The organism is Stenotrophomonas sp. YJH_SMC_57 (assembly GCF_059369755.1).
In genome coordinates this window covers 22306-47900 of the sequence record NZ_JCAFSZ010000014.1, presented here as the reverse complement: position 1 = coordinate 47900, position 25595 = coordinate 22306, and the positions used below count along the sequence as shown (strand labels likewise).

Sequence of the window (25595 nt, the reverse complement as noted above, 5' to 3'; positions counted from 1 at the left end):
AGGCGACCATGTTCAAGCTGATCATTGAAACAGCGGTGCGCCACCGCTGGCTGGTGGTGTTCCTGGCGGCGTTGATCGCTGCGGTGGGCCTGTTCCAGCTGGGCAAGCTGCCGATCGACGCGGTGCCGGACATCACCAACCGCCAGGTGCAGATCAACACGGTGGCACCGGCGCTGACCCCGGAACAGATCGAACGGCAGGTGACCTACCCGCTGGAAACCGCGCTGGCCGGCATTCCCGGCCTGACCACCACGCGCTCGCTGTCGCGCAATGGCTTCTCGCAGGTCACCGCGATCTTCACCGATGCCACCGACATCTACTTCGCCCGCCAGCAGGTGGCCGAGCGCATGCGCGAAGCATCCGAAGACCTGCCCGATGGCGCGTCGCCGATGCTGTCGCCGGTCACCACCGGCCTCGGCGAAGTGCTGATGTGGACGGTGGACTTCACCACGTTCGATCCGGCCAGGCTGGCCAAGCCCGGTGAAGCCGGCTGGCAGGCCGGTGAGGTCTACCGCACGCCGGAAGGCAACCTGTTGCGCACGCCGGAAGAACGCGCCACCTACCTGCGCACCGTGCAGGACTGGATCATCGCGCCGCAGATGCGTTCCAGCCCGGGGCTGGCCGGCGTCGATACGGTCGGCGGCTACGTCAAGGAATACGGCGTGCATCCGGACAGCGCGCGGCTGGCCGCGCACGGCCTCGGCCTGGCCGACCTGGTCACCGCGCTGCAGCGCTCCAACGTGCAGGCCGGTGCCGGTTTCGTGCAGCGTGCCGGCGAAGGCCTGGTGGTGCGTGCCGATGGCCTGGCGCTGACCACCGAGGATCTGGCGCAGGCCCCGGTGGCCACCCGCAACGGCGTGGTGGTGCGCGTGGCCGATGTGGCCGAGGTCGAGCTGAGCCGCGCGCCGCGCTTGGGTGCCGCCAGCCGCAATGGCCATGAAGCCGTGCTGGGTACCGCGCTGATGATTGCGGGTGGCAACAGCCGCACCGTGGCCCAGGCCGCAGCCGCACGCCTTGAACAGGTGAACACATCGCTGCCGGCCGACATCGTGGCGGCACCGGTACTGGACCGCAGCGTACTGGTCAATTCCACCATCAAGACCGTGGCCAAGAACCTCACCGAGGGTGCGCTGCTGGTGGTGGTGGTGCTGTTCCTGCTGCTGGGCAACCTGCGTGCGGCGACGATCACCGCGCTGGTGATTCCGCTGTCGTTCCTGTTCGCAGTGATCGGCATGAACCGCTTCGGCATCAGCGGCAACCTGATGAGCCTGGGTGCACTGGACTTCGGCATCCTGGTGGACGGTGCGGTGATCGTGGTCGAATCGACGCTGCTGATGCTGGGCCAGCGCCGCGCCGAACTGGGTCGTGCGCTGACCGCGATGGAACGCCTGCGCGTGGCCGCCGATTCGGCCATGAAAATGGCCCGGCCGGCAGCGTTCGGACAGCTGATCATCCTGCTGGTGTTCGCGCCGATCCTCACCCTGGAAGGCGTGGAGGGCAAGACCTTCCACCCGATGGCGGCCACCTTCATGCTGGCCCTGGTCGGTGCCTTCATCTTCTCCTTCACCTTCGTGCCGGCGATGGCCGCGCTGCTGGTGCGCGAGCCGAAGGTGAAGGATGGCGATGCGCATGCCGATGATGGCGAGCACGAGACCAAGCTGATCCGCGTGCTGCGTGCGCGCATCGAACCGGTGGTGCGCAAGGCCGTGGCGCATCCGCGCACGGTGCTGGCCGGTGCGGTGATGATGGTGGTGGTGGGCATCGGTTCGTTCTCGCTGCTGGGACGCGAGTTCATGCCGACGCTGGACGAAGGCAACGTGGCGATGCAGGCCCTGCGCGTGCCGTCGACTTCGCTGGAGCAGTCGCTGGCGATGCAGCTGGCACTGGAAAAGGCGATTGCCAAGCAGCCGGAAGTAGAAACCGTGTTCTCGCGTACCGGTACCGCCGAGGCCGCCATCGACCCGATGCCGACCAACATCTCCGACAGCGTGATCGTGCTGAAGCCACGCAAGGACTGGCCGGATCCGACGCTGGGCAAGGACGCGCTGGTGGCACGCTTCGAAACGCTGGCCGGGCAGCAGCTGGGCAACAGCTTCGAGTTCAGCCAGCCGATCGAGCTGCGCTTCAACGAGCTGATTTCCGGCGTGCGTACCGACCTGGCGGTGATGATCTTCGGCGATGACTTCAGCCAGCTGCAGAAGGTGGCCGACCAGGTGGCGTTGAAGCTGCGTGCAGTGGAGGGCGCGGCTGACGTGCGGGTGGAGCAGATCTCCGGCCTGCCCACGCTGAACGTGGCCATCGACCACGTGGCGGCGGCGCAGTACGGGCTGACCGCGGCGGATGTGAGTGATGCGCTGTCCACCGGCATTGGTGGTACGGCAGCCGGCAAGATCTTCGAAGGTGATCGCCGCTTCAACGTGGTGGTGCGCCTGGACGATGCCTCGCGCAACGATCCGGACCAGCTGGCGTCGTTGCCGATCGCTACGCCGTCGGGACTGGTGATTCCGCTGTCGTCGGTCGCGCGCATCACGGTCAGCGAAGGGCCGAACCAGATCAGCCGCAACAACGGCAGCCGCCGCGTGGTGGTGCAGGCCAACGTGCGCGGTCGTGACCTGGGTGGCTTCGTGGGTGAAGCACAGGCCGCGGTGGCTGACGTGGCACTGCCGCCGGGTGCCTACCTGACCTGGGGCGGCCAGTTCGAGAATCTGCAGCGCGCGGAAAAGCGGTTGGCCACCGTGGTGCCGGTGGTGTTCCTGCTGATCGGCAGCCTGCTGTTCATGGCACTGCGCAGCGGCAAGGAAGCCCTTCTGGTGTTCAGCTGCGTGCCGTTGGCACTGGTCGGTGGCATTCTCGCGCTGCTGCTGCGTGGCATGCCGTTCTCGGTGTCGGCGGCGGTCGGCTTCATCGCCGTCTCCGGCGTGGCCACCTTGAATGGGCTGGTGCTGATGCAGGCGATCCGCGAGCGCCTGGATGCCGGCGACCTGCCGCTGCAGGCGGCGATCAACGGCGCGGCGAGCCGCATCCGCGCGGTGCTGACCACGGCGCTGGTGGCGATCGTCGGTTTCATTCCGATGGCGATCGCCAGCGGTTCCGGTGCCGAGGTGCAGAAGCCGCTGGCGACGGTGGTGATCGGTGGCCTGATCACCGCCACCGTGCTGACCCTGCTGGTGCTGCCGACGTTTGCCGCGCGCGTGGCCAAGCCGCGGGCGGGCGGGTGAAGGTCGACGGGGTCGGATCGTATGATCCGGCCCCGTTTCCCGATCCCAGGTAGTGCCGGCCGCTGGCCGGCAATGTCGAACGATTGCGGTGCGTGCAGGTTGCCGGCCAGCGGCCGGCATTACCGCGGACCGGTCAGGCCTTCTTGCGCTCAGCGATGTAGGCCTGGATCTGCTGTTCCAGTACCGGCAGCGGCACCGAACCCTGCTTGAGCAGGGTGTCGTGGAAGCCCTTGATGTCGAACTTGTCGCCCAGCTCCTTCTCGGCCTGCGCGCGCAGGCGCACGATGGCGATCTCGCCCAGCTTGTAGCTCAGCGCCTGGCCCGGCCAGGAGATGTAGCGGTCCACCTCGGTGGTCACTTCATGCTCACTCAGCGCGGTGTGGTCACGCAGGTAGGCCAGTGCCTGCTCGCGGGTCCAGCCCTTGCTGTGCACGCCGGTGTCGATCACCAGGCGCGCGGCGCGCCACATTTCGTAGGTCAGGCGGCCGAAATCCTCGTACGGGGTTTCGTAGATGCCCATCTCCACGCCCAGCTTCTCGCAGTACAGCGCCCAGCCTTCGCCATAGGCGGAGATGTAGGCGTTGCGGCGGAACTCGGGCAGGTTCTTCTGCTCGGCGGCGATGGCACCCTGCAGCGCGTGGCCCGGATCGGATTCATGCAGGGTCAGCGCCGGCAGGTTGTACAGCGGGCGCGACGGCAGGTTGTAGGTATTGAGCCAGTAGGTGCCCATGCCACCACGGCCGGCGGTCCAGAACGGCGCGATGTCCGGCGGCACCGGCACGATGGTGAAGCGCGCGCGCGGCAGCGTCATGTACTTGCCCAGCTGGCCGTCAGCCCGCTTGGAGATCCACGCCGCGCGCGACAGCAGCTCTTCCGGGGTCTTGGCGTAGAACTGCGGATCGGTACGCAGGAAGGTCAGGAACTCGGCGAAGCTGCCCTTGAACTTCACCTGCTTGATGATGTCGTTCATCTCGCCCTGGATGCGAGCGACTTCGCCCAGGCCGATGCGGTGGATCTCGTCCGGCGACAGGTCCAGCGTGGTGTATTCGTGGATCTGCTGCTTGTAGTACGCCTTGCCGTCCGGCATCGCTTCGGCAGCCAGCGTGGTGCGCGCCTGCGGCACGTACTCGCTGACGAAGAAGGTGCGCAGCTGCTGGAACGCCGGCACCACCTTGCCACTGATCGCTTCGCGCGCCTGCGCCTGCAGCCTGGCCTGCTCGGCGGCCGGAATGCTGTTGGGCAGCTTCTTGAACGGCGCGTACAGCGGCGATTCGGTCGGGTCCTTCAGTTCGGCAACGGTGGCGATGGACACCTCGCGGCCATCGAGCACGGCACGCGGCACGCTGAAGCCACGCTTCAGGCCGGCGCGCATGTTCTCGGTCTGCTGGCCGAAGTAGCGCGGCACGTCATTCAGGCGTGCGATGTAGTTCTGGTAGTCCTGCACGGTCTTCATCTCGCGCCGGGCCATGAAGGACAGGTTCGACCAGAACGAGGAGTCGGCGTTGAACGGCATCTCGTAGCCGCGCAGGCGCACCTCTTCGGCCAGGTTGAACACCTGGTCGCGGTAGATCGCGTAGTTGACCTGGTTGTCGGCCGACAGGGTCTTCGGGTCGATCTTCTTCAGCGCGGCCAGGGTCTCGTCCCACACCTTCAGGCGTGCCTGCTGTGCGGCCGGGCCGACGTCGGGCATGCGGGTGGCATTGGCCGGGGCATCTTCGTCCTCACTGGCCTCACCGCCGCCGTCCTGGCGCCACTTCCATTCCTTCTCGTACACCGCACGGAAGGCGGCGTCGGCGGGCGATTCGGTGGCCACGCTGGCCGGTGCAGCGGTGGCGGGCGGTGCGGCCAGGGCCACGGCGGGGGTGGACAGGGCAATCAGCAGGGCAACGGCAAGACGGGTTTTCACGAGCACAGGTTCCCGGGAAGGCAGACCCCGATCATGGCACCGCCCACCGCCCGTGGCATGGGACGAAGGTCCTGCATCTGATCAATTGAGCGGGAAGTCCTGATCATACTTCACGGCAATCTCCCACATCTTTCCAGCCCTGCACATGAAAAGCTCGATTTCGACGGAGCCAGAACCTCCGCCGATACGTCGATGTTACCCATCCAGATTCAAGTTGGAGGAAAAGAATATGCGCATGTTCCATGCCGTGGTGATTGGCGCGACCCTCTCCGCAGCGATGGCCGTTGAGGCTAAAGCTGCCATGTTTACCTGCGACTATGTGGTTAGTCGGGGGGAGCCCTCGGTCATCATTGGAGAAGGCACCATTGATCAAGAGGCTCCCAGTGCAGAGGCCGCACAGATCGCTGTCGCAGAAGTGCTATATGCCCGGTATGGTCAAGACGAGAATCCTTTCCACATCGTTTGTCGGCCGCAGTAAATACATCGGCGAAGGGGGATCATCCCCCCTTCGCCCGCGGAGGGCGTGCCCGGCATCTACCGGGCCCTCAGTGGCTGGCCCTGTCCCGCTTCCAGCCCCGGTGCTTGATGTCCAGCTGCAGGCTGTACAGCGCGGTGAACGCCCGGGAACAGGTTCTGCAGCACGCCCACCGAGTCCTGCTTGGCCGAGAACAGGAAGTAGCTCAGCGTCATCAGGCTGCCGACCACGCTCATGTACCAGAACAGGCGCGGGATGACCGGCTTGCCGGCACGCTTGGAGGCGATGAACTGAACCAGCCAGCGGCCGCCGAACATCAGCGCGCCGGTATAGCCGATCAGCTTCCAGCCGGTCACGTGCAGGCCGGTCCAGTACAGCCAGGTCAGCGGCTGGTCGAGCCAGTGCAGTGCCAGGCCCATCACCGCTCTTCCACCGCGGTGCGCTTGCTGCGGGTGATCAGCCAGGCCACGCCGCGCAGGTCGCGGATGCCGACCAGCGCGCGGCCCAGGTTGTTGTACTTGGACACGCCGGCGGTACGGTGGCGGTGGTTGACCGGCACGCTGATGGTCTTCCAGCCGGCACGCTGCATCAGCGCCGGCAGGTAACGGTGCATGTGGTCGAAGTACGGCAGGTCGAGGAAGGCGTTGCGCTCGAACAGCTTGATGCCGCAGCCGGTGTCGGGCGTGTCATCGCGCAGCATGCGCGCGCGGATGGCATTGGCCCAGCGGCTGGCCCAGCGCTTGCTGCCGCTGTCCTGGCGGTTGACGCGCCAGCCGGCAAACAGCTTCACCTGCGCCTCGGCCGCATCGCGCGCGGCCAGCAGCTTGGGAATGTCGGCCGGATCGTTCTGGCCATCGCCATCCAGGGTGGCGATCCATGGCGCCCGCGCATGCTTGACGCCGGTGCGCACGGCGGTGCTCTGCCCGCTCTGGTTCACGTGGTGCAGCACCCGCAGTTCCGGCGTGGTCGCCTTCAGGCCCTGCAGGACCGCCAGGGTGTCATCGCGCGAGTGGTCATCGATGTAGATGATCTCGAACGGTACCCGGCCACGCAGCGCCGCGGTGATTTCGGTGACCAGCGGGGTGACATTGTCGCGCTCGTTGAACACGGGGACGACAACGGAAAGCTCGGGTTGGCTCATAAGGCACTCGGCCAAAGGGGGACAAAGACCGCGCATTCTCCGAAACCGAGGTTATCCGAAGATGAACCCGGCGGCGTGAGGATCCGTCCTCAGGCGCGATCACCAAAGTACTCGCGGCACCATTCCACGACGGGTGGCAGTCCCACTTCGATCGGGGTCACCGCGTCGAAGCCGAAGGCGTCATGGGCGCGCCGGGTATCGGCCATCGTGCGCACCATGTCGCCGGGCTGCATGGGCTTGTAGACCTTCTGCGCGGGGCGGCCGGCAGCCTGCTCGATCACGCCGATGAAGCGCTCCAGCTCGACCGGCGTATGGTTGCCGAGGTTGAACACCCGGTGCGGCACCGGACCGTCGGCCGGATGCGCGAGGGCGCCAAGGATACCGGCCACGATGTCGGAGACATGTGTGAAATCGCGCTGCATGCGACCTTCGTTGAACACGTCGATCGGCCGACCGGCCAGCACCGCGCGCGAGAACAGCAGCGGTGCCATGTCCGGCCGGCCCCACGGGCCATACACGGTGAAGAAGCGCAGGCCGGTGGCATGCAGGCCATACAACTGCGCGTAGGTGTAGGCCATCAGCTCGTTGGCGGCCTTGGTTGCCGCGTACAGCGAGCGTGGCTGGTCCACGCGCTGGTCTTCGGAGAACGGCGGCGTGGCCGAGTCGCCATAGACCGAGCTGCTCGACGCATACACCAGGTGCTGCACGCCACGGTGGCGGCACAGTTCGAGCATGTTGACGAAGCCGGCCAGGTTGCTGTCGACGTAGGCATGCGGGTTTTCCAGCGAATAGCGCACGCCGGCCTGCGCGGCCAGGTGGATCACCGCGCTCGGCTGCACCTCATCAAACAGCGCGGCCAGGCCATCGCGGTCGGTCAGGTCCAGCGTGCGCAGGTCCAGCGCCGGGCACAGCGCGGCCACGCGGTCGCGCTTGATCTGCGGGTCGTAGTAGTCGTTGAAGTTGTCCAGGCCGACCACCGGCTGGCCAGCCTCCAGCAGCGCGCGGGCGGTGTAGGCACCGATGAAGCCGGCAGCGCCGGTGAGCAGGAGGGTCATTGCAGTTGCCTGGAAATCAATGAGTACAGATGCAGAGGATACGCTGCGGGCTCAGAACAGCCCGAAACGCTTCTTGGCCACATTGCTGCGGCCGGGTTCGATCACGTCCTGGATGTTCTTCGCATCGAAGCGGTCGAGCAGTGCTTCGGCGCCCTTTTTCAGCTTCAGGTCCATCTCTTCCGGGTACAGCGGCATGAGGGCCATGAAGGCGATGGTCTTGCCATCCTCAAGCACCAGCTCGGCGAAATCTTCCGGCGTGGTGACCGGCGGCAGCACGATGGCACCGTCGAAGCCCACGCCCGGCGCATAGGGCTCGCTGGGGTGTCCGTTGGGAATGGTGTGGCCGAAGCCCAGCCAGGTGTCGTACTCGTGCGGCAGCCGCGCCATGCCCTTCAGCAGGCGCACCGGCCAGTAATTGCGCTCGTCCTCGAAGGCGTCCTGCGAGATCGGCCAGTCGGCCGGCAGGGTCACCATCAGCTCCATGTAGCGCGGCACGTCCGCATCCACCTCGGCGGGCACGGTCATCGGCAGGTCGCTCATGCCGGAGGTCACCAGCCGCAGGTACGGGAACTGCTCATTGGCCGGCACCACGTGCACGTCGATGTGAACCAGGTCGGAGATGATCTCGTGGAAGACGCCGGATACCGGGCCCAGATGGCGCTCGATGTGCGCGCCGATGGCCTCGATGTGTTCTTCGCCCTGCGCCGGCGTGAAGTCCTTCTGGCGGCTGTGCACCATGATCGGGCTGCCGCCCGGGCTGACGTCGTCGAATGCGTTGCTCATGTCCTGCTCCCTGGATGAGGCCACGGGCCGGAAGGCAGTACATCCCACGGCGCGCGCGGCGGTACGTTCCCTGTCATTCGCGGGACACGGCAGGAACGGGCCGCGTCCCCCGTTGCTGCACCGGGCTCAGCCCTGGCGCGTACGCAGCTTTTCCAGCACGCCGTCGAGCGTGTCCAGATCGGTGTAATGGATGATCAGCTTGCCCTTGCCGCCGCGGCCGTGGTTGATCGCCACCTTGGCACCCAGCGCTTCGGACAGCTCGGTTTCCAACGAGGCGATGTCGGCCTGCTGCACCTTCGGCGTGGCCACCGGGCGGTTGCTCGGCACCTTGCCGGCGGCAAACGCCTGCGCGCGGCGCTCGACCTCGCGCACCGACCAGCCTTCGTCGGCCGCTTCCTGTGCCAGCTTGCCGGCCAGCTCGGGGGCCAGGGTCAGCAGCGCACGGGCATGGCCCATTTCCAGGCGGCGGGTTTCCAGCAGCAGCCGGATCGCCACCGGCAGCTCCAGCAGGCGCAGCAGGTTGGACACCGCCGCGCGCGAGCGGCCGACGGCCTCGGCGGCCTCGGCATGGGTCAGGGTGAATTCGCTGATGAGACGTTGCAGCGCTTCGGCTTCTTCCAGCGGGTTGAGGTCTTCGCGCTGGATGTTCTCGATCAGCGCCATCGCGATGACGGTGCGGTCTTCCAGCTCGCGCACCACCACCGGCACTTCGTCCAGGCCGGCCAGCTGCGAGGCGCGCCAGCGGCGTTCACCGGCGACGATTTCGTAGTTGCCGGCCGGCAGCTGGCGCACCAGGATCGGCTGGATCACGCCCTGCGACTTGATCGAGTCGGCCAGCTCGGACAGCTTGCCCTCGTCCATCTCGCGGCGCGGCTGGTACTTGCCCGGTTGCAGCTGGCCCACGGCCAGCTTGCGCAGCACTTCACCCGGCAGCGGCTCGATCACCGCGGTGGTGGCCTGCACCTGGCTGACCGCCCCCTTGGGACCCAGCAGCGCATCCAGGCCACGGCCGAGGCCTCGCTTCTTGGCTGCCGGCTTGCTGCTGGTCATCAGACGGTCTCCACGGCCTTGGCGGCCTTGTTGCGTTCGTTGTTGCGGCGGATGATCTCGCCGGCCAGGCCCAGGTAGGCCACGCCACCGCGCGAGGCGCGGTCGTAGCCGACGATGCTCTGGCCATGGCTGGGTGCTTCGGCCAGGCGCACGTTGCGCGGCACGATGGTGCGGAACACGCGGTCGCCGAAGTGCTCGGTGAGCTCGGCCGAGACCGCGTTGGCCAGGTTGTTGCGCACATCGAACATGGTGCGCAGCACGCCTTCGATCTCCAGCGCCGGGTTCAGGCTGGTGCGCAGCGCTTCGATGGTTTCCACCAGCGCGCTCAGGCCTTCCAGCGCGTAGTACTCGCACTGCATCGGCACGATCACCGAATCGGCGGCGGCCAGCGCGTTGAGCGTCAGCAGCGACAGCGCCGGCGGGCAGTCGATCAGGATGTAGTCGTACTCGTCGCGGATCGGCGCCAGCGCGCGCTTCAGGCGCTGCTCGCGCTCGCTCTCACCCATCAGCTGGATCTCGGCAGCGGTCAGGTCGATGTTGCCGGGCAGCAGGTCATAGCCCTCGGCGGCCTGCACGCGCACGTCGGCAGCACTGTTCTCGCCAAGCAGCAGATCGCAGGTGGAGGCTGCCAGCTCGCGCTTGTCCACGCCACTGCCCATGGTCGCGTTGCCCTGCGAATCCAGGTCGACCAACAGCACGCGCTTGGGTGCGTTGGCCAGGGAAGCGGCCAGGTTGACGGCGGTCGTGGTCTTGCCGACGCCACCCTTCTGGTTGGCGATGGCGATGATGCGGGCCATGCGGGTGTGCCTCGTCGACGTGTGCTGGGACCGGTCATTATGCGTACAACCGGCCCCTTGCGGAAATCGTGAATCGCCAACCCGTTGTTCCACAAGGGGCTGGCGGCGGTAATCAGGGGCCTGTAACCGTGACCAGATGGCGTTCGCCGGCCAGGCCGGGCACGCTCAGCGGGGTCACCTCACGCACCTGCCAGCCTTCCGGCAGGTCCGCGATCTCTTCATGGGGATAGACGCCCTTCATGGCCAGCAACACGCCACCGGGGCGCAGCAGGTGCCCACCGACGCGAACGATGCCGGCCAGGGTGTCCATCGCGCGCGCGGTCAGCTGGTCGTAACGGCCGGCCTCGTCCAGCGCCTCGGCGCGCGATTCGGCCACGCGGGCATTGCCCAGGCCGAGCTGGCGCACCGCCTCGCGCATGAAGCGCGCCTTCTTGCCGTTGCTCTCGACCAGGGTGACCTGCAGGCCCGGGCAGGCGATGGCCAGCGGGATGCCGGGCAGCCCGGGGCCGGTGCCGAGGTCGGCCAGGCTGCCATCGGCCACGAACGGCTGCATCGCCAGCGAGTCGAGCAGGTGGCGGGTGACCATCTCCTGCGGGTCGCGGATGGCGGTGAGGTTGTAGGTGCCGTTCCAGCGGTGCAGCAGGGCCAGGTAGCGCAGCAGCGGCGGTGCCAGCGCGGCATCCAGGCCCATGCTGGCCAGGCCCTGTTCCAGCGTGGCAGTCACGCTGGCGGGAAGTGGGTGTTCGCTCATGCCTGCATTATCGCCGGTTTTGTGCGCTGATTCGCCGCTTCACTGCGGATACCAGGCCAATGCCGCGCGGAACTGCCCGCTGGCCTGCCATTCGTGCAGGTGCCAGCGCGCGGCCTCGCCCAGTTCCGGGTCGCACCAGCGCAGGTGCAGGGCGCCGTCATTGCCGGGGGCCAGCTGCAGGCGGTGCAGGCCGAACGAGATGCCTTGGCCGTGGGCTTTCAGCATCGCTTCCTTGGCGCACCACACGCGGAAGAACCAGTGCTCGCGCCCGGCCTCGTCCAGGCTTTCCAGCCAGGCCACTTCCTCGGGGTGGAAGAAGCGCCGCACGATCTCCAGCAGGCGTGGTCGCGGCCGCAGCAGCTCAAGGTCCACGCCCAGCCGCACGCCCTCGCCCAGCGCCACCAGCAGCACCTCGCCGCTGTGGCTCCAGCCGGTTCCGTAATGGGCCAGTGCGCCGGTCAGTTCAGGCCGCCCCTTGCCGTCGCGCACCAGCGGCAGCGCCTCCGGTTCGGCCCCCAGCGCCTGCGCCAGCACCTGCCGCGCCTGCGGTTCACCGCGCTGGCCGGGCACGTGGGTGCGCCGCCAGACCGTCACCGGGCCGAAGCGCCACGGGCCGTCGAGGGTGGCTGGCAGGCTCATCCGCACGCGCCCATCACGCAATTGCACGACGGGTTCACAGCCATGCGCGTCAACTGGTCACAGTTCCCCACCGGAGGTTCGATCATGGGCATCATCATCTGGCTGATCGTCGGCGGCATCGTAGGCTGGCTGGCCAGCATCATCATGAAGCGCGACGCCCAGCAGGGCATCATCCTCAACATCGTGGTCGGCATCGTCGGCGCGCTGATTTCCGGCTGGCTGTTCGGCGGCGGCATCAACGAAGCGATCACCATCCGCACCTTCCTGTTCTCGCTGATCGGTGCGGTGATCCTGCTGGCGATCGTCAACCTGTTCACCCGCAAGAGCATACGCTGACGCGGTGGTCGTGCCGGCCGCTGGCCGGCAGACGCATCACAAGGGGCCCGGCAATCGTCGGGCCCCGTTCTGTGGAGTGGAGCTTGCTCGACTGCATGGGAGATCAGTCGAGCAAGCTCGACTCTACTTCCACCCATGCCGGCGCGTGGTCGCTCGGGCGTTCCCAGGTACGCGGCTCGCGGTCGATGCCCGAGGCCACCGCGCTGCTCTTCAGCGCGTCGGAGACCAGGGTCAGGTCGATGCGCAGGCCCAGGTTGCGGCGGAAGCCCGCGGCACGGTAATCCCACCAGCTGAAGGTGCCCGCCTCGTCGTTGTGCAGGCGGAAGCCATCGTGCAGGCCCAGCTGCAGCAGCTTGTTGAGCGCGCCGCGCTCGGCAGTGGAGGTGAGGATGTGGTTTTCGTTCCACACCTCCGGGTCGTGCACATCGCGCGCGTCCGGGGCGATGTTGAAATCGCCCATCACGATCAGCTTCGGGTGCCGCTGCAGTTCTTCGGCGATCCAGGCATGGACGGCCTCCAGCCAGCGCAGCTTGTAGTCGTACTTGTCGGTGCCGATGTCCTGGCCGTTGACCACGTACAGGTTGATCACCCGCAGGTCGCCGAAGGTGCCGGCGATGACACGCTTCTGCTCGTCCTCGAAACCGGGAATGCCGATCTGCACGTCCTGCGCGGGCTCACGCGAGAGCAGCGCCACGCCGTTGTAGGTCTTCTGGCCGGCGAACACGCTGCGGTAGCCGGCGGCGATCAGCGCCGAATCGGGGAACTTGTGGTCCTCCAGCTTGGTTTCCTGGATACCGACGATGTCCGGGCCGAACGCCTTGAGCCACTGCTCCAGGTGCGGCAGGCGGACATTGAGCGAATTGACGTTCCACGAGGCGATCTTCATGGGGGGCATTCTACCCGGGTGGGGTCTGGTAGACGCCAACCCTGGTTGGCGCTTGGGGTTCACGCGTGCCAACCAAGGTTGGCACCCACCGGAAGGGGATGCGCGGGTTGGCACCTACCGGGTAGTGCCGGCCGCTGGCCGGCAACCCCATGCCCCCCGCCGGCACTACCGCACGAGGAACTTCAACAACCCCGCAATCTTCGAGTACGGCGGCCGCAACCGATCGCTGGCCGCCCAGCGCGACTGCCACAGCACCGGCAGCCGCTTGCTCATCGCATCGAACCCGGCCTTCCCGTGGTACGCCCCCATGCCGCTGGCGCCCACCCCGCCGAACGGCAGGCCATCGGCCGCGAAATGCAGCAGCGTGTCGTTGACCGTCACCCCACCGGCCACCACCTGGCCGAGGATGCGCTCCACCGTCGCTTTGTCATGGCTGAAGGGATACAGCGCCAGCGGCCGATCGCGGGACAGCACGTCGGTCAACGCGGCATCCAGGTCCGGGTAGGCGCGCACGGGCAGGATCGGACCGAAGATCTCCTCGCGCATCAGCTCCAGGTCGTCCGGCGGGTCCAGCACCACGGTCGGCACCAGCAGGCGCTCACGGTCGGCACGTGCCTCATCCACCTGCGCCAGCGGAATGACCGGCACCCCGCGTTCGCGCGCCTGCGCCAGATAGCCCTGCAGGCGCCGGTACTGGCCCTCGTTGATGATGCGGGTGTAATCCTCGGCAACGCTGAAATCGCCGTAGCGCTCGCGTACCTGCTGCTGCAATGCCTGCACGAACTCGCGCTGGCGTGCGGTGTCGATCAGCACGTAATCCGGCGCGATGCAGGTCTGCCCAGCGTTGAACCACTTGCCGGTGGCCAGCCGCGCGGCGGCGGTGTCCAGCGGAAAATCGCGACAGACAATCGCCGGCGACTTGCCGCCCAGCTCCAGCGTGACCGGCACCAGATGCTCAGCGGCAGCGGCCATCACCTTGCGGCCCACCGCCGTCGAGCCGGTGAACAGCAGATGGTCCAGCGGCAGCGAGGACACCGCCGCGGCCACGTCCGCCCCACCCTGCACCACCGCCACCCGATCGGGCGGGAACACGCTGGCCAGCAGATCGGCCAGGAATGCACTGGTGCGCGGGGTGTGTTCCGAAGGCTTCAGCAGCACGTGGTTGCCGGCGGCGATGGCGGTGGCCAGCGGCACCAGTGCCAGCGTGACCGGGTAGTTCCAGGGCGAGATCACCCCGACCACGCCCAGCGGCGTCGGCCGCAGCTGCGCGCGCGCCGGCCACAGTCGCCAACCGGCGCCCACCCGCTGCGGCCTCGACCAGCGCCGCAGGTGGCGGCGCAGATGGTCGATGGCCGACAGCACGCTCATGCCATCGGCCAGTTTCGATTCGACATGGGCGCGATGTCCGAAATCCTCGGCGATGGCCTGTGCCATCTCGTCCAGGCGCGGCTTCAGCGCCTCGCGCAGGCGGCGCAGGTCGGCTTCACGCTGGTCGAGCGACGGGCGCTGTGACTGCCAGGCATTGCGCAGGGTGTGCAGGATGGCGGGGAGCTCGGCGGGCGTGGTGGTGGTCATGGGCCGACTATACGGGGTGCTGCGCAACGCAATGGTAGTGTCGGCCGCTGGCCGGCAGCCTTATGGATCTCCGGCAGACATCGTGCATTTGCCGGCCGGCCAGCGGCCGGCACTACCAGACAGAAAGGCCGCGGTCTGCACCGCGGCCCCTGAAACCCGGTGGGTGCCGACCGTTGGTCGGCACGCCGGTTACTTGGTGATATCCACGTTCTTGGTCTCACGCAGGAACAGGCCACCCACCACCACCGACATCAGCGCGATGCCGATCGGGTACCACAGGCCGTAGTACAGGTTGCCGGTACCGGCCACCAGCGCGAACGAGATCGCCGGCAGGAAGCCACCGAACCAGCCGTTGCCGATGTGGTACGGCAGCGACATCGAGGTGTAGCGGATGCGGGTCGGGAACAGTTCGACCAGGTAGGCGGCGATCGGGCCGTAGACCATGGTCACGTACAGCACCAGCAGCCACAGCATGAAGATGGTGCCGGCGATGTTGATGCGTGCACCATCGGCCTTGGCCGGGTAACCAGCAGTGGTCAGGGCGGTCTTCAGCTCCGCACCAAACGCATCGGCCTTTGCCTTGCCGTCTTCCTTGCTCAGGCCAGCGCCTTCATACGAGGTGACCTGGCTGCTGCCCACGCTCACCATCGCCAGCGAGCCGGCAGCGGCAGGCTGCACGTCGTACGGCACGCCGGCCTTGGTCAGCGCGGCGGTGGCGATGTCACAGGAGCTGGTGAACTTGCGTACGGCGACCGGGTCGAACTGGAAGGAACAGGTATTCGGATCGGCAATGACCAGTGCCGGCGAGTTGGTCCGGGCTTCTTCGATGGCCGGGTTGGCGAAGTGGGTCAGGCCCTTGAAGATCGGGATGTAGGTGACGGCAGCCAGCAGGCAGCCGGCCAGGATGATCTTCTTGCGGCCGATACGGTCGGACAGCCAGCCGAAGAAGATGAAGAACGGCACGCCCAGCGCCAGCGCGGCAGCGATCAGCAGGTAGGAGGTGGTGGCATCGACCTTCAGCATGCTGCTGAGGAAGAACAGCGCGTAGAACTGGCCGCCGTACCAGACCACGGCCTGGCCCGCCGCAGCGCCGAGCAGGACCAGCAGCATCAGCTTCAGGTTGCCGCCCTTCAGGCTGTCACGGAACGGCGTCTTGGACCCCTTGCCCTCTGCCTTCATCTGCTGGAACAACGGCGATTCGCTCAGCTGCAGGCGGATCCACACCGAGATGCCCAGCAGCAGGATCGAGACCAGGAACGGGATGCGCCAGCCCCAGGCCTCGAAGGCTTCATTGCCGAGGAAATAGCGGCAGGCCAGGATGATCAGCAGCGACATGAACAGGCCGAGCGTGGCGGTGCACTGGATGAAGCTGGTGTACAGGCCACGCTTGTCGTCCGGCGCGTGCTCGGCCACGTAGGTGGCGGCACCGCCGTACTCACCGCCCATCGCAAGGCCCTGGGCCAAGCGCAGCACGATCAGGATGACCGGGGCAGCAAAGCCGATCGAGGCGTAGTTGGGCAGCACGCCGACCAGGAAGGTCGAGATGCCCATGATCAGGATGGTGACCAGGAAGGTGTACTTGCGGCCGATGCGGTCGCCGAGGCTGCCAAAGAAGGCCGCGCCGAACGGACGCACGAAGAAGCCGGCAGCGAACGCCAGCAGGGCGAAGATCATGCCGGTGGTTTCATTGACGCCACTGAAGAACTGCTTGGCGATGATGGCGGCGAGCGAGCCGTACAGGAAGAAGTCGTACCACTCGAACACCGTGCCGAGGCTCGATGCGAAGATGACCTTCTTGTGGCCCTGGGTCAGGGTACCCGCTGGATTGTGCGGGCTTGATGCAGTGCTGGACATGGGACGTTTTCCCTCTGTAGATGCCGGCCTTGGTCGGCACTCAATTCGGTGGGTGCCGACCTTGGTCGGCACTCAATCTCGGTAGGTGCCGGCCATGACCGGCACCCCATCTCGGTAGGTGCCGGCCGCTGGCCGGCACGCTCTTAGAAGCTGTATTTGGTGGTGAACTGCAATCGGGTGATGTCACCCTTGTTGCCGTTCTCGATCTCGCGACGGCCGTACATCAGCTCGGCACCGATATCGACCTTGGGCAGCGGTGAGTAGAAGATGTTGCCGCGCACGCTCTGCACGCTCTTGGTCACCAGCGGGCCCAGCACGCTGTCGTTGTCGTAGTCGCTGCGCGCGTAGATCAGGTTGGTGCGCAGCTTCGGCGAGAACGCATGGCGCCAGCCCACATAACCGGCAAGCACGCCGGTCGGGTTGAGCTCGTCGCGGGCCACGTCGTAGGCGCTGTCGGCGGTGATGCCCAGGCCGATGTAGCGGGCGATGCCTTCGCCGCCGGTCAGCTGGTAGTGCAGCGAATCGCTGTCACCCATCACCCACTTGCCGCCCAGGGTCAGGCCGCCGGCCACCTTGTCGGCCTTGGCGCCGGTGGCCTGGTTGTCGACCTTCAGCTGGCGGACGATGCCGCCGACACCGAAGGTGCCCCAGTCGCCCTTCCAGCCATAGCGCAGGGTCAGGTCGGGCAGGCTGCCACGATCGGAGTTGGCACTGGCATTGGTCCAGGCGCCGGTGACCGGGTTGCGGGTACCGGTGAGGGTGGTGGTTTCCGGGTTTTCCAGCGCGACGCTGAAGCCGCCCTGGGTGTAACGCACCTGGGCCTGGCGCACGAAGATCACGCCGTCGGTGGGGCCGACGAAGTCGACCGCTTCCGGCAGTGCGGCGGCGTCCATGAAGTTGGACCAGGTCTGGCCGGCCAGCCAGTTGTTCCAGTACATGTAGGCGTGGCGCAGGGTCACGCCATAGGTGTTGGTAGCGGTCTGGTTGCCCAGCGAATTGCCGAAGAAGTCCATCTCGAAGAACGCACCGGCCTTGTTGCCCGACTCGCTCACGTTGTCGATGCCGAGGTTGAAGCGCGAGAACTTGGCGTGGGCGTTGAGGTCGGTGCCCGAACGCTTGCCGCTGCCGCCGGCGCCTTCCACCGGGGTCTGGCCCGGCAGGTACAGCGAACGGCCGGTGGCATCGTCGGCCAGCTGGCCATCGCTGGTCTGGGTGGCCAGGAAGTCGGCCTTGATGAAGCCGCCGATCTTGACCGTGGTGCCCGGCGCGGCGCCCGGAGTGAGGGTGGTGACCTGGATCGGCTGCTTCCCGGCCGGCACCTGTGCGACCGGCTTCTGCCCGGCCTGCACCGTGCGGACTTCGGTCACCGCCTGCTGGGTCTGGCTGATCTGGGTCTGCTGTTGTTGCTGCGAAGACAGCAGCAGCTGAACCTGGCGTTCCAGTTCGGCAACGCGTGCTTCCAGCGCTTTCTCTTTGGCGGTCTCTGCGAACGCCATGCCCGGTGCGACCAGGGCGACCAACAGGCAGGCCGCCAAAGGTGTGCGCACGGCTTTCAACGTACGGTGGCTCATGTTGCCCTCTCTCCCAAGTGGCAAGGTGATGCCGCGCGTGGGGCACGGTCGAGCCGAGACTGCGGGGCGTTCGCGCACAGCGGCTATTCGCCATTGGTCGAACCCGGCCCTGCTGGGCGCTCACTTTCGACCATGGTCTAACCAGAGTGGTGACGCGGCCGGGGGTGGATGGGGCAAACTGAGGGGAATCGGTCGCCGCGATGCTGCGACCGCACATACAAAGTCAACGTGCAAGTGAGGGTGCCATGGCTGATATCTACCCCGTCGATCCGCAGTTCGCCGCCAAGGCACGCATCGACAAGACGTCGTACGAACAGCAGTACCAGGCTTCGGTGACCGACCCGGATGGTTTCTGGGGCAAGGCCGCCGAGCGCCTGCAATGGATGCGCAAGCCGACGAAGATCAAGAACGTCAGCTACGACCTGTCCGACTTCCACATCAAGTGGTTCGAGGATGGCGAACTCAACGCCAGCGTGAACTGCCTGGACCGCCAGCTGGACACGCGCGGCGACAAGACCGCGCTGCTGTTCGAACCGGATGGTCCCGACGCGCCGGCCCAGCACGTGACCTATCGCGAGCTGTACGAGCGCACCTGCCGCCTCGGCAACGCGCTGCGCAACCTGGGCGTCAAGAAGGGCGACCGGGTCACCATCTACCTGCCGATGATCGTCGACGCTGCGGTGGCGATGCTGGCCTGCGCGCGCATCGGTGCGATCCACTCGGTGGTGTTCGGTGGCTTCGCGCCGAACTCGATCGCCGACCGCGTCAGCGACTGCCAGAGCAAGCTGATCATCACCGCCGACGAGGGCCTGCGCGGCGGCCGCAGGATTCCGCTGAAGGCCAACGTCGATGCCGCGCTGAAGCTGCCCGGCACCAATACCGTGGAAACCGTGCTGGTGGTGCGCCACACCGGCGGCGCGGTGGACATGCAGGCGCCGCGCGACCGCTGGTTCCACGACGTGGTGGACAGCCAGCCGGCCACCTGCGAACCCGAGCGCATGAGCGCGGAAGACCCGCTGTTCATCCTCTACACGTCCGGTTCCACCGGCAAGCCGAAGGGCGTGCTGCACACCACCGGTGGCTACCTGCTGTACGCGGCCTACACCCATGAAGCGGTGTTCGACCTGCGCGAGGACGACATCTACTGGTGCACCGCCGACGTCGGCTGGGTCACCGGCCACAGCTACATCGTGTACGGGCCGCTGGCCAACGGCGCAACCTCGCTGATGTTCGAAGGCGTGCCGAACTATCCGGATACCTCGCGGTTCTGGAACGTGATCGACAAGCACAAGGTGTCGATCTTCTACACCGCCCCGACCGCCATCCGTGCGTTGATGCGCGAGGGCGAGGAGCCGGTGAAGAAGACCTCGCGCGCCTCGCTGCGCCTGCTCGGCAGCGTCGGCGAGCCGATCAATCCGGAAGCCTGGCGCTGGTACTACGAAGTGGTCGGCGACAGCCGCTGCCCGATCGTCGATACCTGGTGGCAGACCGAAACCGGCGGCATCCTGATTTCGCCGCTGGCCGGCGCGATGGACCTCAAGCCGGGGTCGGCCACCCTGCCCTTCTTCGGCGTGCAGCCGGCGCTGGTCAATGCCGATGGCGAGATCCAGGACGGCCCGACCGAGGGCAACCTGATCATCCGTGATTCCTGGCCGGGCCAGATGCGCACGGTGTACGGCGATCACCAGCGTTTCATCGACACCTATTTCCGTACCTACCCGGGCAGCTACTTCACCGGCGACGGTTGCCGCCGCGACGAGGACGGCTACTACTGGATCACCGGCCGCGTCGACGATGTGATCAACGTGTCCGGCCACCGCATCGGCACCGCCGAAGTGGAAAGCGCGCTGGTCTCGCACCCGAAGGTTGCCGAAGCGGCCGTGGTCGGTTTCCCGCACGACGTGAAGGGCCAGGGCATCTACGCCTATGTGACCCTGGTGGCCGAAGAAGCACCGAGCGACGAACTGCAGAAGGAACTGGTTGCCTGGGTGCGCAAGGAGATCGGACCGATCGCCACGCCGGACCACCTGCAGTGGGCGCCGGGCCTGCCGAAGACCCGCTCGGGCAAGATCATGCGCCGCATCCTGCGCAAGATCGCCGAGAACGCGCCGGACCAGCTCGGTGACACCTCGACCCTGGCCGATCCGTCGGTGGTGGCGTCGCTGGTGGACGAGCGCAAGGTGCGCTGATGGCGTGACTGCAGGCGCAGGACGCGCCAGGGACGTGGCCGGGAGGAGGGACCCGGCCGTGTCCGACCCGTCCTGCACCTGCCATCACGTCGCTCCTTTTCCTGATCGATAAGCTCGACCCATGACCACCCTCCTGATTGCCGATGACCACCCGCTGTTCCGCGAAGCCCTGCGTGGGGCGGTGCAGCGGGTCATCCCGGGCGTGCAGCTGTTCGAGGCCGACAGCGTGGAAGCGCTGTATGCGCTGGCCGACCAGCACAACGACGCCGACCTGGTCCTGATGGATCTCAACATGCCCGGCGCGCAGGGTTTCAACGCCCTGGTGCACATGCGCTCGCTGCACCCGCACCTGCCGGTGGTGGTGGTGTCCGCACGCGAAGAAGCCACGGTGATGCGCCGCGCGCTCGACCACGGCGCGCTCGGCTTCATTCCGAAGTCGGCCGATTCGGACACCATCGGCCATGCACTGGGCACCATCCTCGATGGCGAGACCTGGGCACCGCCGGAAGCGCACAACGTACCGCCCACCGGCAGCGAGGAACGCGAAGTGGGCCAGCGCCTGCGCGAGCTGACCCCGCAGCAGTTCCGCGTGCTGCAGATGCTGGGCGCCGGCCGCTTGAACAAGCAGATCGCCTACGACCTCAACGTCTCCGAAGCGACGATCAAGGCGCATGTCACTGCGATCCTGCGCAAGCTGGGCGTGACCAATCGCACCCAGGCGGTGCTGATGGCCGGCAAGCTGGCGATCGACGACGACGCCATCGTGCTGCCGCCGGAAGAAGACTGACGGTCGTGCCGGCCGCTGGCCGGCAATTCCCTGAAACGCGCGAAACGCATGAAACCGCTCCGGTAGGTGCCAAGCTTGCTTGGCACGCTCTTGACGTTGCACCTGCCGGCCAGCGGCCGGCACTACCAGGCACCGCTGTGCTCGCGGTATAGCCATCGCTATACAAACCAGCCCTGCCTGCGCATTTCGCTGGAAATGCGCCACGCGCGGATCACGGTGCTAAGCTTCGCGTCCCCTTGGGGAGTAGCCGGATTCCTTCGCAGGAATCGTCCACGTCAACATACTCGGCCAGTGCGCCGTGGCGTGGACAACCATGATGGTTGGCGAGACCAGCGGCCCGCGCGCGCAACGTCAGGTTGGGCGCGAGCGCAGGCCGTGCGTCCGTCCTAGCCCGACCTCAGCCGCCGCCCATGTCCCCCATTTCGATCCTCCTGATCGGCTTTGCCATGTCCACCGATGCCTTCGCCGCTGCAATCGGCAAGGGTGCGGCCATGCGCAAGCCGGTGTTCCGCGATGCACTGCGTGCCGGCATCATCTTCGGCGTCATCGAGGCGATCACGCCCCTCATCGGCTGGTTGCTCGGCCGTGCCGCCCTGCAGTACGTCGAAGCCTTCGACCACTGGATCGCCTTCGGCCTGCTCGGCGCGCTGGGCATCCACATGATCTACAACGGCCTGCGCCCGGACAGTGCCGAGGAAGAAGGAGATCCTTCGCAGCACCACGGCTTCTGGAAACTGGCGCTGACCGGCTTTGCCACCAGCATCGACGCGATGGCGGTGGGCATCGGCCTGGCCTTCATGGACGTGCATATCGGCGTGATGGCTGCGGTGATCGGCCTGTGCACGCTGACCATGGTCACTGCCGGCATCATGCTCGGCCGCGTGCTGGGCAGCATGGTCGGCAAGCGCGCCGAGATCATCGGCGGCGTGATCCTGGTGATCATCGGTGCGACGATCCTGTACGAACACCTGCACGGCGTGGGTTAGCGCGCCGAAAGCGAGAGATGCGTGGTTGCCGGCCAGCGGCCGGCACTACCAGGCAAGGTTCTACCGCCGGACTGATCATGCTTTGGTAGATGCCAGGCTTGCCTGGCATGGTTTCACGCCACGGTTGCCGGCCAGCGGCCGGCACTACTGCGCATCGCGCAGCGCGCCCAGGAAGGCGCGCAGCGAGGCCGGCTTGATGGGTTTGGTCAGCACGCGGTAGCCGCGCTCGCGCGCCATCCGCTTCAGTTCATCGCGGCCGTCGGCGGTCAACAGCGCGCCGGGCAGTGGGTAGCCCGCCGCATCGCGCAGGGCCACCAGCGCATCCAGGCCGTCCATGCGGTCGTGCAGGTGATAGTCCACCAGCATCACCTGCGGGCGCTCGGCGATCTTCTCCAGCGCCTGGTCGACGGTCGCAGCGGTGATCACCTGCACCTGCCAGCGGCCGAGCAGCGCGCGCATGCCGTCGAGGATTTCCTCGTCATTGTCCACGCACAGCACGCGCAGCCCGGCCAGCGAATCGCTGCGCACCGGTGCGGCCACGGCCTGTACCGGCGAGGCCATCTCGGTATAACCGGGCAGCGGTGCCACCCGCGGCAGGATGATCGAGAACATCGAACCACTGCCCACGCGGCTGCGCGCATTGAGGCGATGATCGAGCAGGCGCGAGATGCGCTGGCAGATCGACAGGCCCAGGCCGAGGCCCTGCTCGCCCCAGTCGAACGGCTGCTGGTAACGGTGGAATTCGTCGAAGATCTGCCGCATGTGGTGCTCGGGAATGCCGGGGCCGGTATCCCACACCTGCAGTTCCACTTCGTCGCCGCGGTGGCGTACGGCCAGCACGATGCGGCCCTGGCGGGTATAGCGCAGCGCGTTGGCCAGGAAGTTCTGCAGCACGCGGCGCAACAGGCGGCGGTCGCTGCGTACCCACGCCGGTCGCGCGAACAGGTCCAGGCGCAGGCCACGGCCGGCGGCCACCGGGGTGTACTGCGCAGCCAGTTCGCGCATCAGCGCGCTCACGTCGAACTCGCCGATCACCGGGTGCAGGCCACCGGCATCCAGTCGCGACACATCCAGCAGGCCATCGAGCAGTTCTTCGGCAGCACGCAGCGAGGCATCCACGCGTTCGGCCAGATGCTTCTGCTCGTCACTGACGTGGTCACTGTCACGCAGCGCGGAGGCAAACAGGCGCGCGGCATTCAGCGGTTGCAGCACGTCATGGCTGATTGCCGCCAGGAAGCGGGTCTTCGACTGCTGCGCGACCTCGGCCTCATGCGAGCGCTCGGCCACGCGCTGTTCCAGCGTCTCGTTGGCTTCCAGCAGTGCTTTTTCCGCGTGCTTGTAATCGGTGATGTCGTTGTAGCTGGTCACGTAGCCGCCACCAGGCAGCGCCTGGCCGCGCATCTCGATCACCTTGCCATCGCTGCGGGTGCGCTCGAACACGTGCGGTGAACCGGCGCGCATGTAGCCGATGCGGCGGTTGATCTGCACTTCGATATCGCCCTCGCCAAGCTCGCCGCGCTCGGCGTTGTAGCGGATCAGATCCGCCACCGGGCGCCCCACGTACAGCATGCCGTCGGGGTAACCGAACATGTCCTGGTAACGACGGTTCCAGGCGGTCAGGCGCATGTCCGGATCGACCACGCTGACCCCGGCACTGATGTTCTCCAGCGTGGTCGACAGGATCTCGCGATTGAAGCGCAGCTCCTGCCCGGCTTCATCCAGCACCGCCACCACTTCGCCCAGGTCCATGCCCGAGCCGCGCAGCAGGCTGGTCAGCAGCAGCCGCGCGGAGGCCGCGCCGATCGATGCGGCCAGCAACCGCTCGGTGAACTGCACCCAGGGCCGGTCGGCCGGTGCCGAGGACTGCAGCTCGCGTCCCAGCGACTGCGCCTGTTCGAAGAAGGCGCGCCGCGCGTGGCGTTCACCGACCACGCGCGAGGCCAGCGCCAGCAGGTCGCCCACGTGCACATGACCGGGCCAGCCACCGGCCACCGAGGGGCGCTCGGCATACGGATCGAGGAACGGCGCGGCGCGCAGCCGCTCGTCCACGCCCGGTCGCCAGCGCGCGGACACCAGCATCATCGTCGCCGCGTTGACCAGCAGTGACCAGAACGTGCCATGGGTCAGCGGGTCCCAACCGGTCATCCCGAACAACTGCTGCGGGCGCAACCAGGTGATGTCGAACGGGCCGTTCTGCACCCAGCCGGCGTCCATCCAGCCGGCCATCGTCATCGCCGGCAGCAGCAGCGTGTACAACCATGTGCCGAAGCCCAGCAGCATGCCCGCCTCGACGCCGCGGCGGCTGGCGCCACGCCAGTACAGGCCACCGATCAACCCCGGTGCGAACTGCGCCACCGCAGCGAACGCCATCAGGCCGTAGCTGGCCAGGGTGCTGTCGTTGCTGCTGCTGCGGTAGTAGCTGTAGGCCATCAGTGCCAGCAGCAGGATCGCCAGCCGGCGGATCCACAGCACGCGCGAGGCGACGTCGGCCGCTTCCTGGTGATCACCACTTCGGCGCAGCAGTACCGGCATCACCAGGTCGTTGCTGACCATCGTGGCCAGCGCGATCGAGGACACGATCACCATGCCGGTGGCCGCGGAGAACCCCCCGATATAGGCAATCAACGCCAGTGCGTTGCGCCCTTCCGCCAGCGGCAGGGCCAGCACCATCGAGTCATCTGCCACGCCACTGCCGGTGCCGAACAGGCTGACACCGGCGGTGGCGATCGGCAGCACCATCGCCGAGATGAGCACCAGGTAGCCGCCGAACATCCAGCGCGCACGGCGTACGTCGCGCACATCCCCGCACTCGACAACCGCTACGTGGAACTGGCGCGGCAGGCAGATGATGGCGAGGAAGCTGAGCAGCGTCTGCGACAGGAAGCCCACCGGAGGCAGCCCGGTGAACAGCGTATGCACCGACTCCACCACCGCTTCGTTGCGGTCGCTGAGCCAGACGTAGGCGAACACGCCCACCGCCACCATGGCCACCAGCTTGATCACGGACTCCAGCGCAATGGCCAGCATCATGCCGTGATGATGCTCGGTGGCATCGACCTGGCGGGTACCGAACAGGGTGGCGAACAGCGCCATCAACAACGCCACGTACAACGCCGGGTCACTGAAGAAGCCGGTCGGGCCGGTGTTGCCGGTCAGTACCTGCAGGCTCATCGCCACCGCTTTGTACTGCAGGGCCAAGTACGGAACGATGCCGATCAGCGCGATGATCGCCACCAGCGCTGCCAACCGCCGCGAGCGGCCGAAACGCGAGGAGATGAAATCGGCGATGGAGACCACGTTCTGGCTGCGCGCGATCAGTGCCAGGCGCTCGATGATGCGCCAGCCAAACAACAGCAGCAGCAAGGGCCCGATGTAGATCGGCAGGTAGCCGATGCCGTTGCGCACGGCGGTGCCGACCGCGCCGTAGAAGGTCCACGACGAGCAGTACACCGCCAGCGCCAGGCTGTAGACCACCGGCCGCAGCCACGGCCGGTCGGGATACATGGGCCGGCGGTCACCCCACCACGCCACGCCGAACAGCAGCGCGGCATAGGCAACCGAGACCAGCAGCAGGATCCAGCTGGAGACCACGCGCG

At 67.0% G+C, this 25595-nt stretch carries 19 protein-coding genes, 1 pseudogene and 1 riboswitch; of the genes and pseudogenes, 6 read left to right on the top strand and 14 right to left on the bottom strand.

The window, feature by feature from the left end:
* Positions 1–8: 8 nt before the first annotated feature.
* Positions 9–3218: an efflux RND transporter permease subunit gene (locus AC5P7U_RS17800; protein WP_495221298.1), complete on the top strand. Its 3210-nt coding sequence runs from the start codon at positions 9–11 to the stop codon at positions 3216–3218.
* A 133-nt stretch (positions 3219–3351) separates the two neighbouring features.
* Here AC5P7U_RS17800 and AC5P7U_RS17795 read toward each other — a convergent pair whose 3' ends face one another.
* Complete coding sequence (locus tag AC5P7U_RS17795) at positions 3352–5124, bottom strand: DUF885 domain-containing protein (RefSeq protein WP_049455815.1); 1773 nt, start codon at positions 5122–5124, stop codon at positions 3352–3354.
* A 229-nt stretch (positions 5125–5353) separates the two neighbouring features.
* Between AC5P7U_RS17795 and AC5P7U_RS17790 the strand changes: the two genes are divergently transcribed.
* The gene (locus tag AC5P7U_RS17790) at positions 5354–5602 is read left to right on the top strand and encodes a hypothetical protein (protein WP_049455816.1); all 249 of its coding nucleotides are present in this window, start codon (positions 5354–5356) and stop codon (positions 5600–5602) included.
* Between the two features lie 67 nt (positions 5603–5669).
* Here the strand turns inward: AC5P7U_RS17790 and AC5P7U_RS17785 are convergent.
* From AC5P7U_RS17785 to AC5P7U_RS17750, 8 genes and pseudogenes are all read right to left on the bottom strand, one after another.
* Positions 5670–6018, bottom strand: a pseudogene (locus tag AC5P7U_RS17785) (lipid-A-disaccharide synthase N-terminal domain-containing protein).
* On the bottom strand, positions 6018–6740 hold the full coding sequence (locus AC5P7U_RS17780; protein ID WP_197563331.1) for a glycosyltransferase family 2 protein: 723 nt from the start codon (positions 6738–6740) through the stop codon (positions 6018–6020). Before AC5P7U_RS17780 ends, AC5P7U_RS17785 begins: the two are co-directional and overlap by 1 nt.
* Before the next feature lie 89 nt (positions 6741–6829).
* Positions 6830–7795 carry an NAD-dependent epimerase/dehydratase family protein gene (locus AC5P7U_RS17775; protein ID WP_006476986.1) on the bottom strand — a complete coding sequence of 322 codons (966 nt, stop codon included), beginning with the start codon at positions 7793–7795 and terminating at the stop codon, positions 6830–6832.
* A 51-nt stretch (positions 7796–7846) separates the two neighbouring features.
* Entirely contained in the window at positions 7847–8578 is a 732-nt protein-coding gene (locus tag AC5P7U_RS17770; protein ID WP_133935922.1) for a suppressor of fused domain protein, read from the bottom strand.
* Between the two features lie 126 nt (positions 8579–8704).
* Positions 8705–9628, bottom strand: coding sequence for a ParB/RepB/Spo0J family partition protein (locus tag AC5P7U_RS17765; protein ID WP_008267278.1), 924 nt, complete (start codon positions 9626–9628; stop codon positions 8705–8707).
* On the bottom strand, positions 9628–10425 hold the full coding sequence (locus AC5P7U_RS17760) for a ParA family protein (protein WP_006476989.1): 798 nt from the start codon (positions 10423–10425) through the stop codon (positions 9628–9630). Before AC5P7U_RS17760 ends, AC5P7U_RS17765 begins: the two co-directional genes overlap by 1 nt.
* A gap of 112 nt (positions 10426–10537) precedes the next feature.
* Positions 10538–11176 carry a 16S rRNA (guanine(527)-N(7))-methyltransferase RsmG gene (gene rsmG / locus AC5P7U_RS17755; protein WP_008267674.1) on the bottom strand — a complete coding sequence of 213 codons (639 nt, stop codon included), beginning with the start codon at positions 11174–11176 and terminating at the stop codon, positions 10538–10540.
* A 39-nt stretch (positions 11177–11215) separates the two neighbouring features.
* Entirely contained in the window at positions 11216–11815 is a 600-nt protein-coding gene (locus tag AC5P7U_RS17750; protein WP_197563325.1) for a 4'-phosphopantetheinyl transferase superfamily protein, read from the bottom strand.
* 84 nt (positions 11816–11899) lie between these two features.
* Here AC5P7U_RS17750 and AC5P7U_RS17745 point away from each other — a divergent pair, with 84 nt between their 5' ends.
* Positions 11900–12151 carry a GlsB/YeaQ/YmgE family stress response membrane protein gene (locus AC5P7U_RS17745; protein WP_005411656.1) on the top strand — a complete coding sequence of 84 codons (252 nt, stop codon included), beginning with the start codon at positions 11900–11902 and terminating at the stop codon, positions 12149–12151.
* 103 nt (positions 12152–12254) lie between these two features.
* On the opposite strand, the gene xth is transcribed toward AC5P7U_RS17745, so the two are convergent.
* From xth to AC5P7U_RS17725, 4 genes are all read right to left on the bottom strand, one after another.
* Entirely contained in the window at positions 12255–13037 is a 783-nt protein-coding gene (gene xth, locus AC5P7U_RS17740) for an exodeoxyribonuclease III (protein WP_414555175.1), read from the bottom strand.
* 165 nt (positions 13038–13202) lie between these two features.
* A complete protein-coding gene (locus tag AC5P7U_RS17735) occupies positions 13203–14612 on the bottom strand; it encodes a coniferyl aldehyde dehydrogenase (RefSeq protein WP_495221297.1) in 1410 nt (469 codons plus the stop codon).
* A gap of 189 nt (positions 14613–14801) precedes the next feature.
* Positions 14802–16466 (bottom strand): MFS transporter, encoded by a 1665-nt coding sequence (locus tag AC5P7U_RS17730; RefSeq protein WP_197563321.1) that lies wholly within the window; start codon positions 16464–16466, stop codon positions 14802–14804.
* Positions 16467–16609: 143 nt separating this feature from the next.
* Entirely contained in the window at positions 16610–18037 is a 1428-nt protein-coding gene (locus AC5P7U_RS17725) for a DcaP family trimeric outer membrane transporter (RefSeq protein ID WP_197563319.1), read from the bottom strand.
* 245 nt (positions 18038–18282) lie between these two features.
* Between AC5P7U_RS17725 and acs the strand changes: the two genes are divergently transcribed.
* The 3 genes from acs (at position 18283) to AC5P7U_RS17710 (ending at position 21999) form a co-directional block, all read left to right on the top strand.
* Positions 18283–20226, top strand: coding sequence for an acetate--CoA ligase (gene acs / locus AC5P7U_RS17720; RefSeq protein ID WP_308308598.1), 1944 nt, complete (start codon positions 18283–18285; stop codon positions 20224–20226).
* A 121-nt stretch (positions 20227–20347) separates the two neighbouring features.
* A complete protein-coding gene (locus tag AC5P7U_RS17715) occupies positions 20348–21013 on the top strand; it encodes a response regulator transcription factor (RefSeq protein WP_006477308.1) in 666 nt (221 codons plus the stop codon).
* A gap of 232 nt (positions 21014–21245) precedes the next feature.
* A riboswitch (yybP-ykoY riboswitch) is annotated at positions 21246–21335 on the top strand.
* Positions 21336–21423: 88 nt separating this feature from the next.
* On the top strand, positions 21424–21999 hold the full coding sequence (locus AC5P7U_RS17710; protein WP_006477310.1) for a manganese efflux pump MntP: 576 nt from the start codon (positions 21424–21426) through the stop codon (positions 21997–21999).
* 144 nt (positions 22000–22143) lie between these two features.
* On the opposite strand, the gene AC5P7U_RS17705 is transcribed toward AC5P7U_RS17710, so the two are convergent.
* A complete protein-coding gene (locus tag AC5P7U_RS17705) occupies positions 22144–25590 on the bottom strand; it encodes a hybrid sensor histidine kinase/response regulator (protein ID WP_414555573.1) in 3447 nt (1148 codons plus the stop codon).
* Between the last annotated feature and the right edge of the window lie 5 nt (positions 25591–25595).

Bases quoted from the DNA above. Each gene is read 5' to 3' on its own strand.
- AC5P7U_RS17800 (WP_495221298.1), top strand. From the start codon at position 9: ATGTTCAAGCTGATCATTGAAACAGCGGTGCGCCACCGCTGGCTGGTG.
- AC5P7U_RS17790 (WP_049455816.1), top strand. From the start codon at position 5,354: ATGCGCATGTTCCATGCCGTGGTGATTGGCGCGACCCTCTCCGCAGCG.
- AC5P7U_RS17780 (WP_197563331.1), bottom strand. From the start codon at position 6,740: ATGAGCCAACCCGAGCTTTCCGTTGTCGTCCCCGTGTTCAACGAGCGC.
- AC5P7U_RS17775 (WP_006476986.1), bottom strand. From the start codon at position 7,795: ATGACCCTCCTGCTCACCGGCGCTGCCGGCTTCATCGGTGCCTACACC.
- AC5P7U_RS17770 (WP_133935922.1), bottom strand. From the start codon at position 8,578: ATGAGCAACGCATTCGACGACGTCAGCCCGGGCGGCAGCCCGATCATG.
- AC5P7U_RS17765 (WP_008267278.1), bottom strand. From the start codon at position 9,628: ATGACCAGCAGCAAGCCGGCAGCCAAGAAGCGAGGCCTCGGCCGTGGC.
- AC5P7U_RS17760 (WP_006476989.1), bottom strand. From the start codon at position 10,425: ATGGCCCGCATCATCGCCATCGCCAACCAGAAGGGTGGCGTCGGCAAG.
- rsmG (WP_008267674.1), bottom strand. From the start codon at position 11,176: ATGAGCGAACACCCACTTCCCGCCAGCGTGACTGCCACGCTGGAACAG.
- AC5P7U_RS17750 (WP_197563325.1), bottom strand. From the start codon at position 11,815: ATGAGCCTGCCAGCCACCCTCGACGGCCCGTGGCGCTTCGGCCCGGTG.
- AC5P7U_RS17745 (WP_005411656.1), top strand. From the start codon at position 11,900: ATGGGCATCATCATCTGGCTGATCGTCGGCGGCATCGTAGGCTGGCTG.
- xth (WP_414555175.1), bottom strand. From the start codon at position 13,037: ATGAAGATCGCCTCGTGGAACGTCAATTCGCTCAATGTCCGCCTGCCG.
- AC5P7U_RS17735 (WP_495221297.1), bottom strand. From the start codon at position 14,612: ATGACCACCACCACGCCCGCCGAGCTCCCCGCCATCCTGCACACCCTG.
- AC5P7U_RS17730 (WP_197563321.1), bottom strand. From the start codon at position 16,466: ATGTCCAGCACTGCATCAAGCCCGCACAATCCAGCGGGTACCCTGACC.
- AC5P7U_RS17725 (WP_197563319.1), bottom strand. From the start codon at position 18,037: ATGAGCCACCGTACGTTGAAAGCCGTGCGCACACCTTTGGCGGCCTGC.
- acs (WP_308308598.1), top strand. From the start codon at position 18,283: ATGGCTGATATCTACCCCGTCGATCCGCAGTTCGCCGCCAAGGCACGC.
- AC5P7U_RS17715 (WP_006477308.1), top strand. From the start codon at position 20,348: ATGACCACCCTCCTGATTGCCGATGACCACCCGCTGTTCCGCGAAGCC.
- AC5P7U_RS17710 (WP_006477310.1), top strand. From the start codon at position 21,424: ATGTCCCCCATTTCGATCCTCCTGATCGGCTTTGCCATGTCCACCGAT.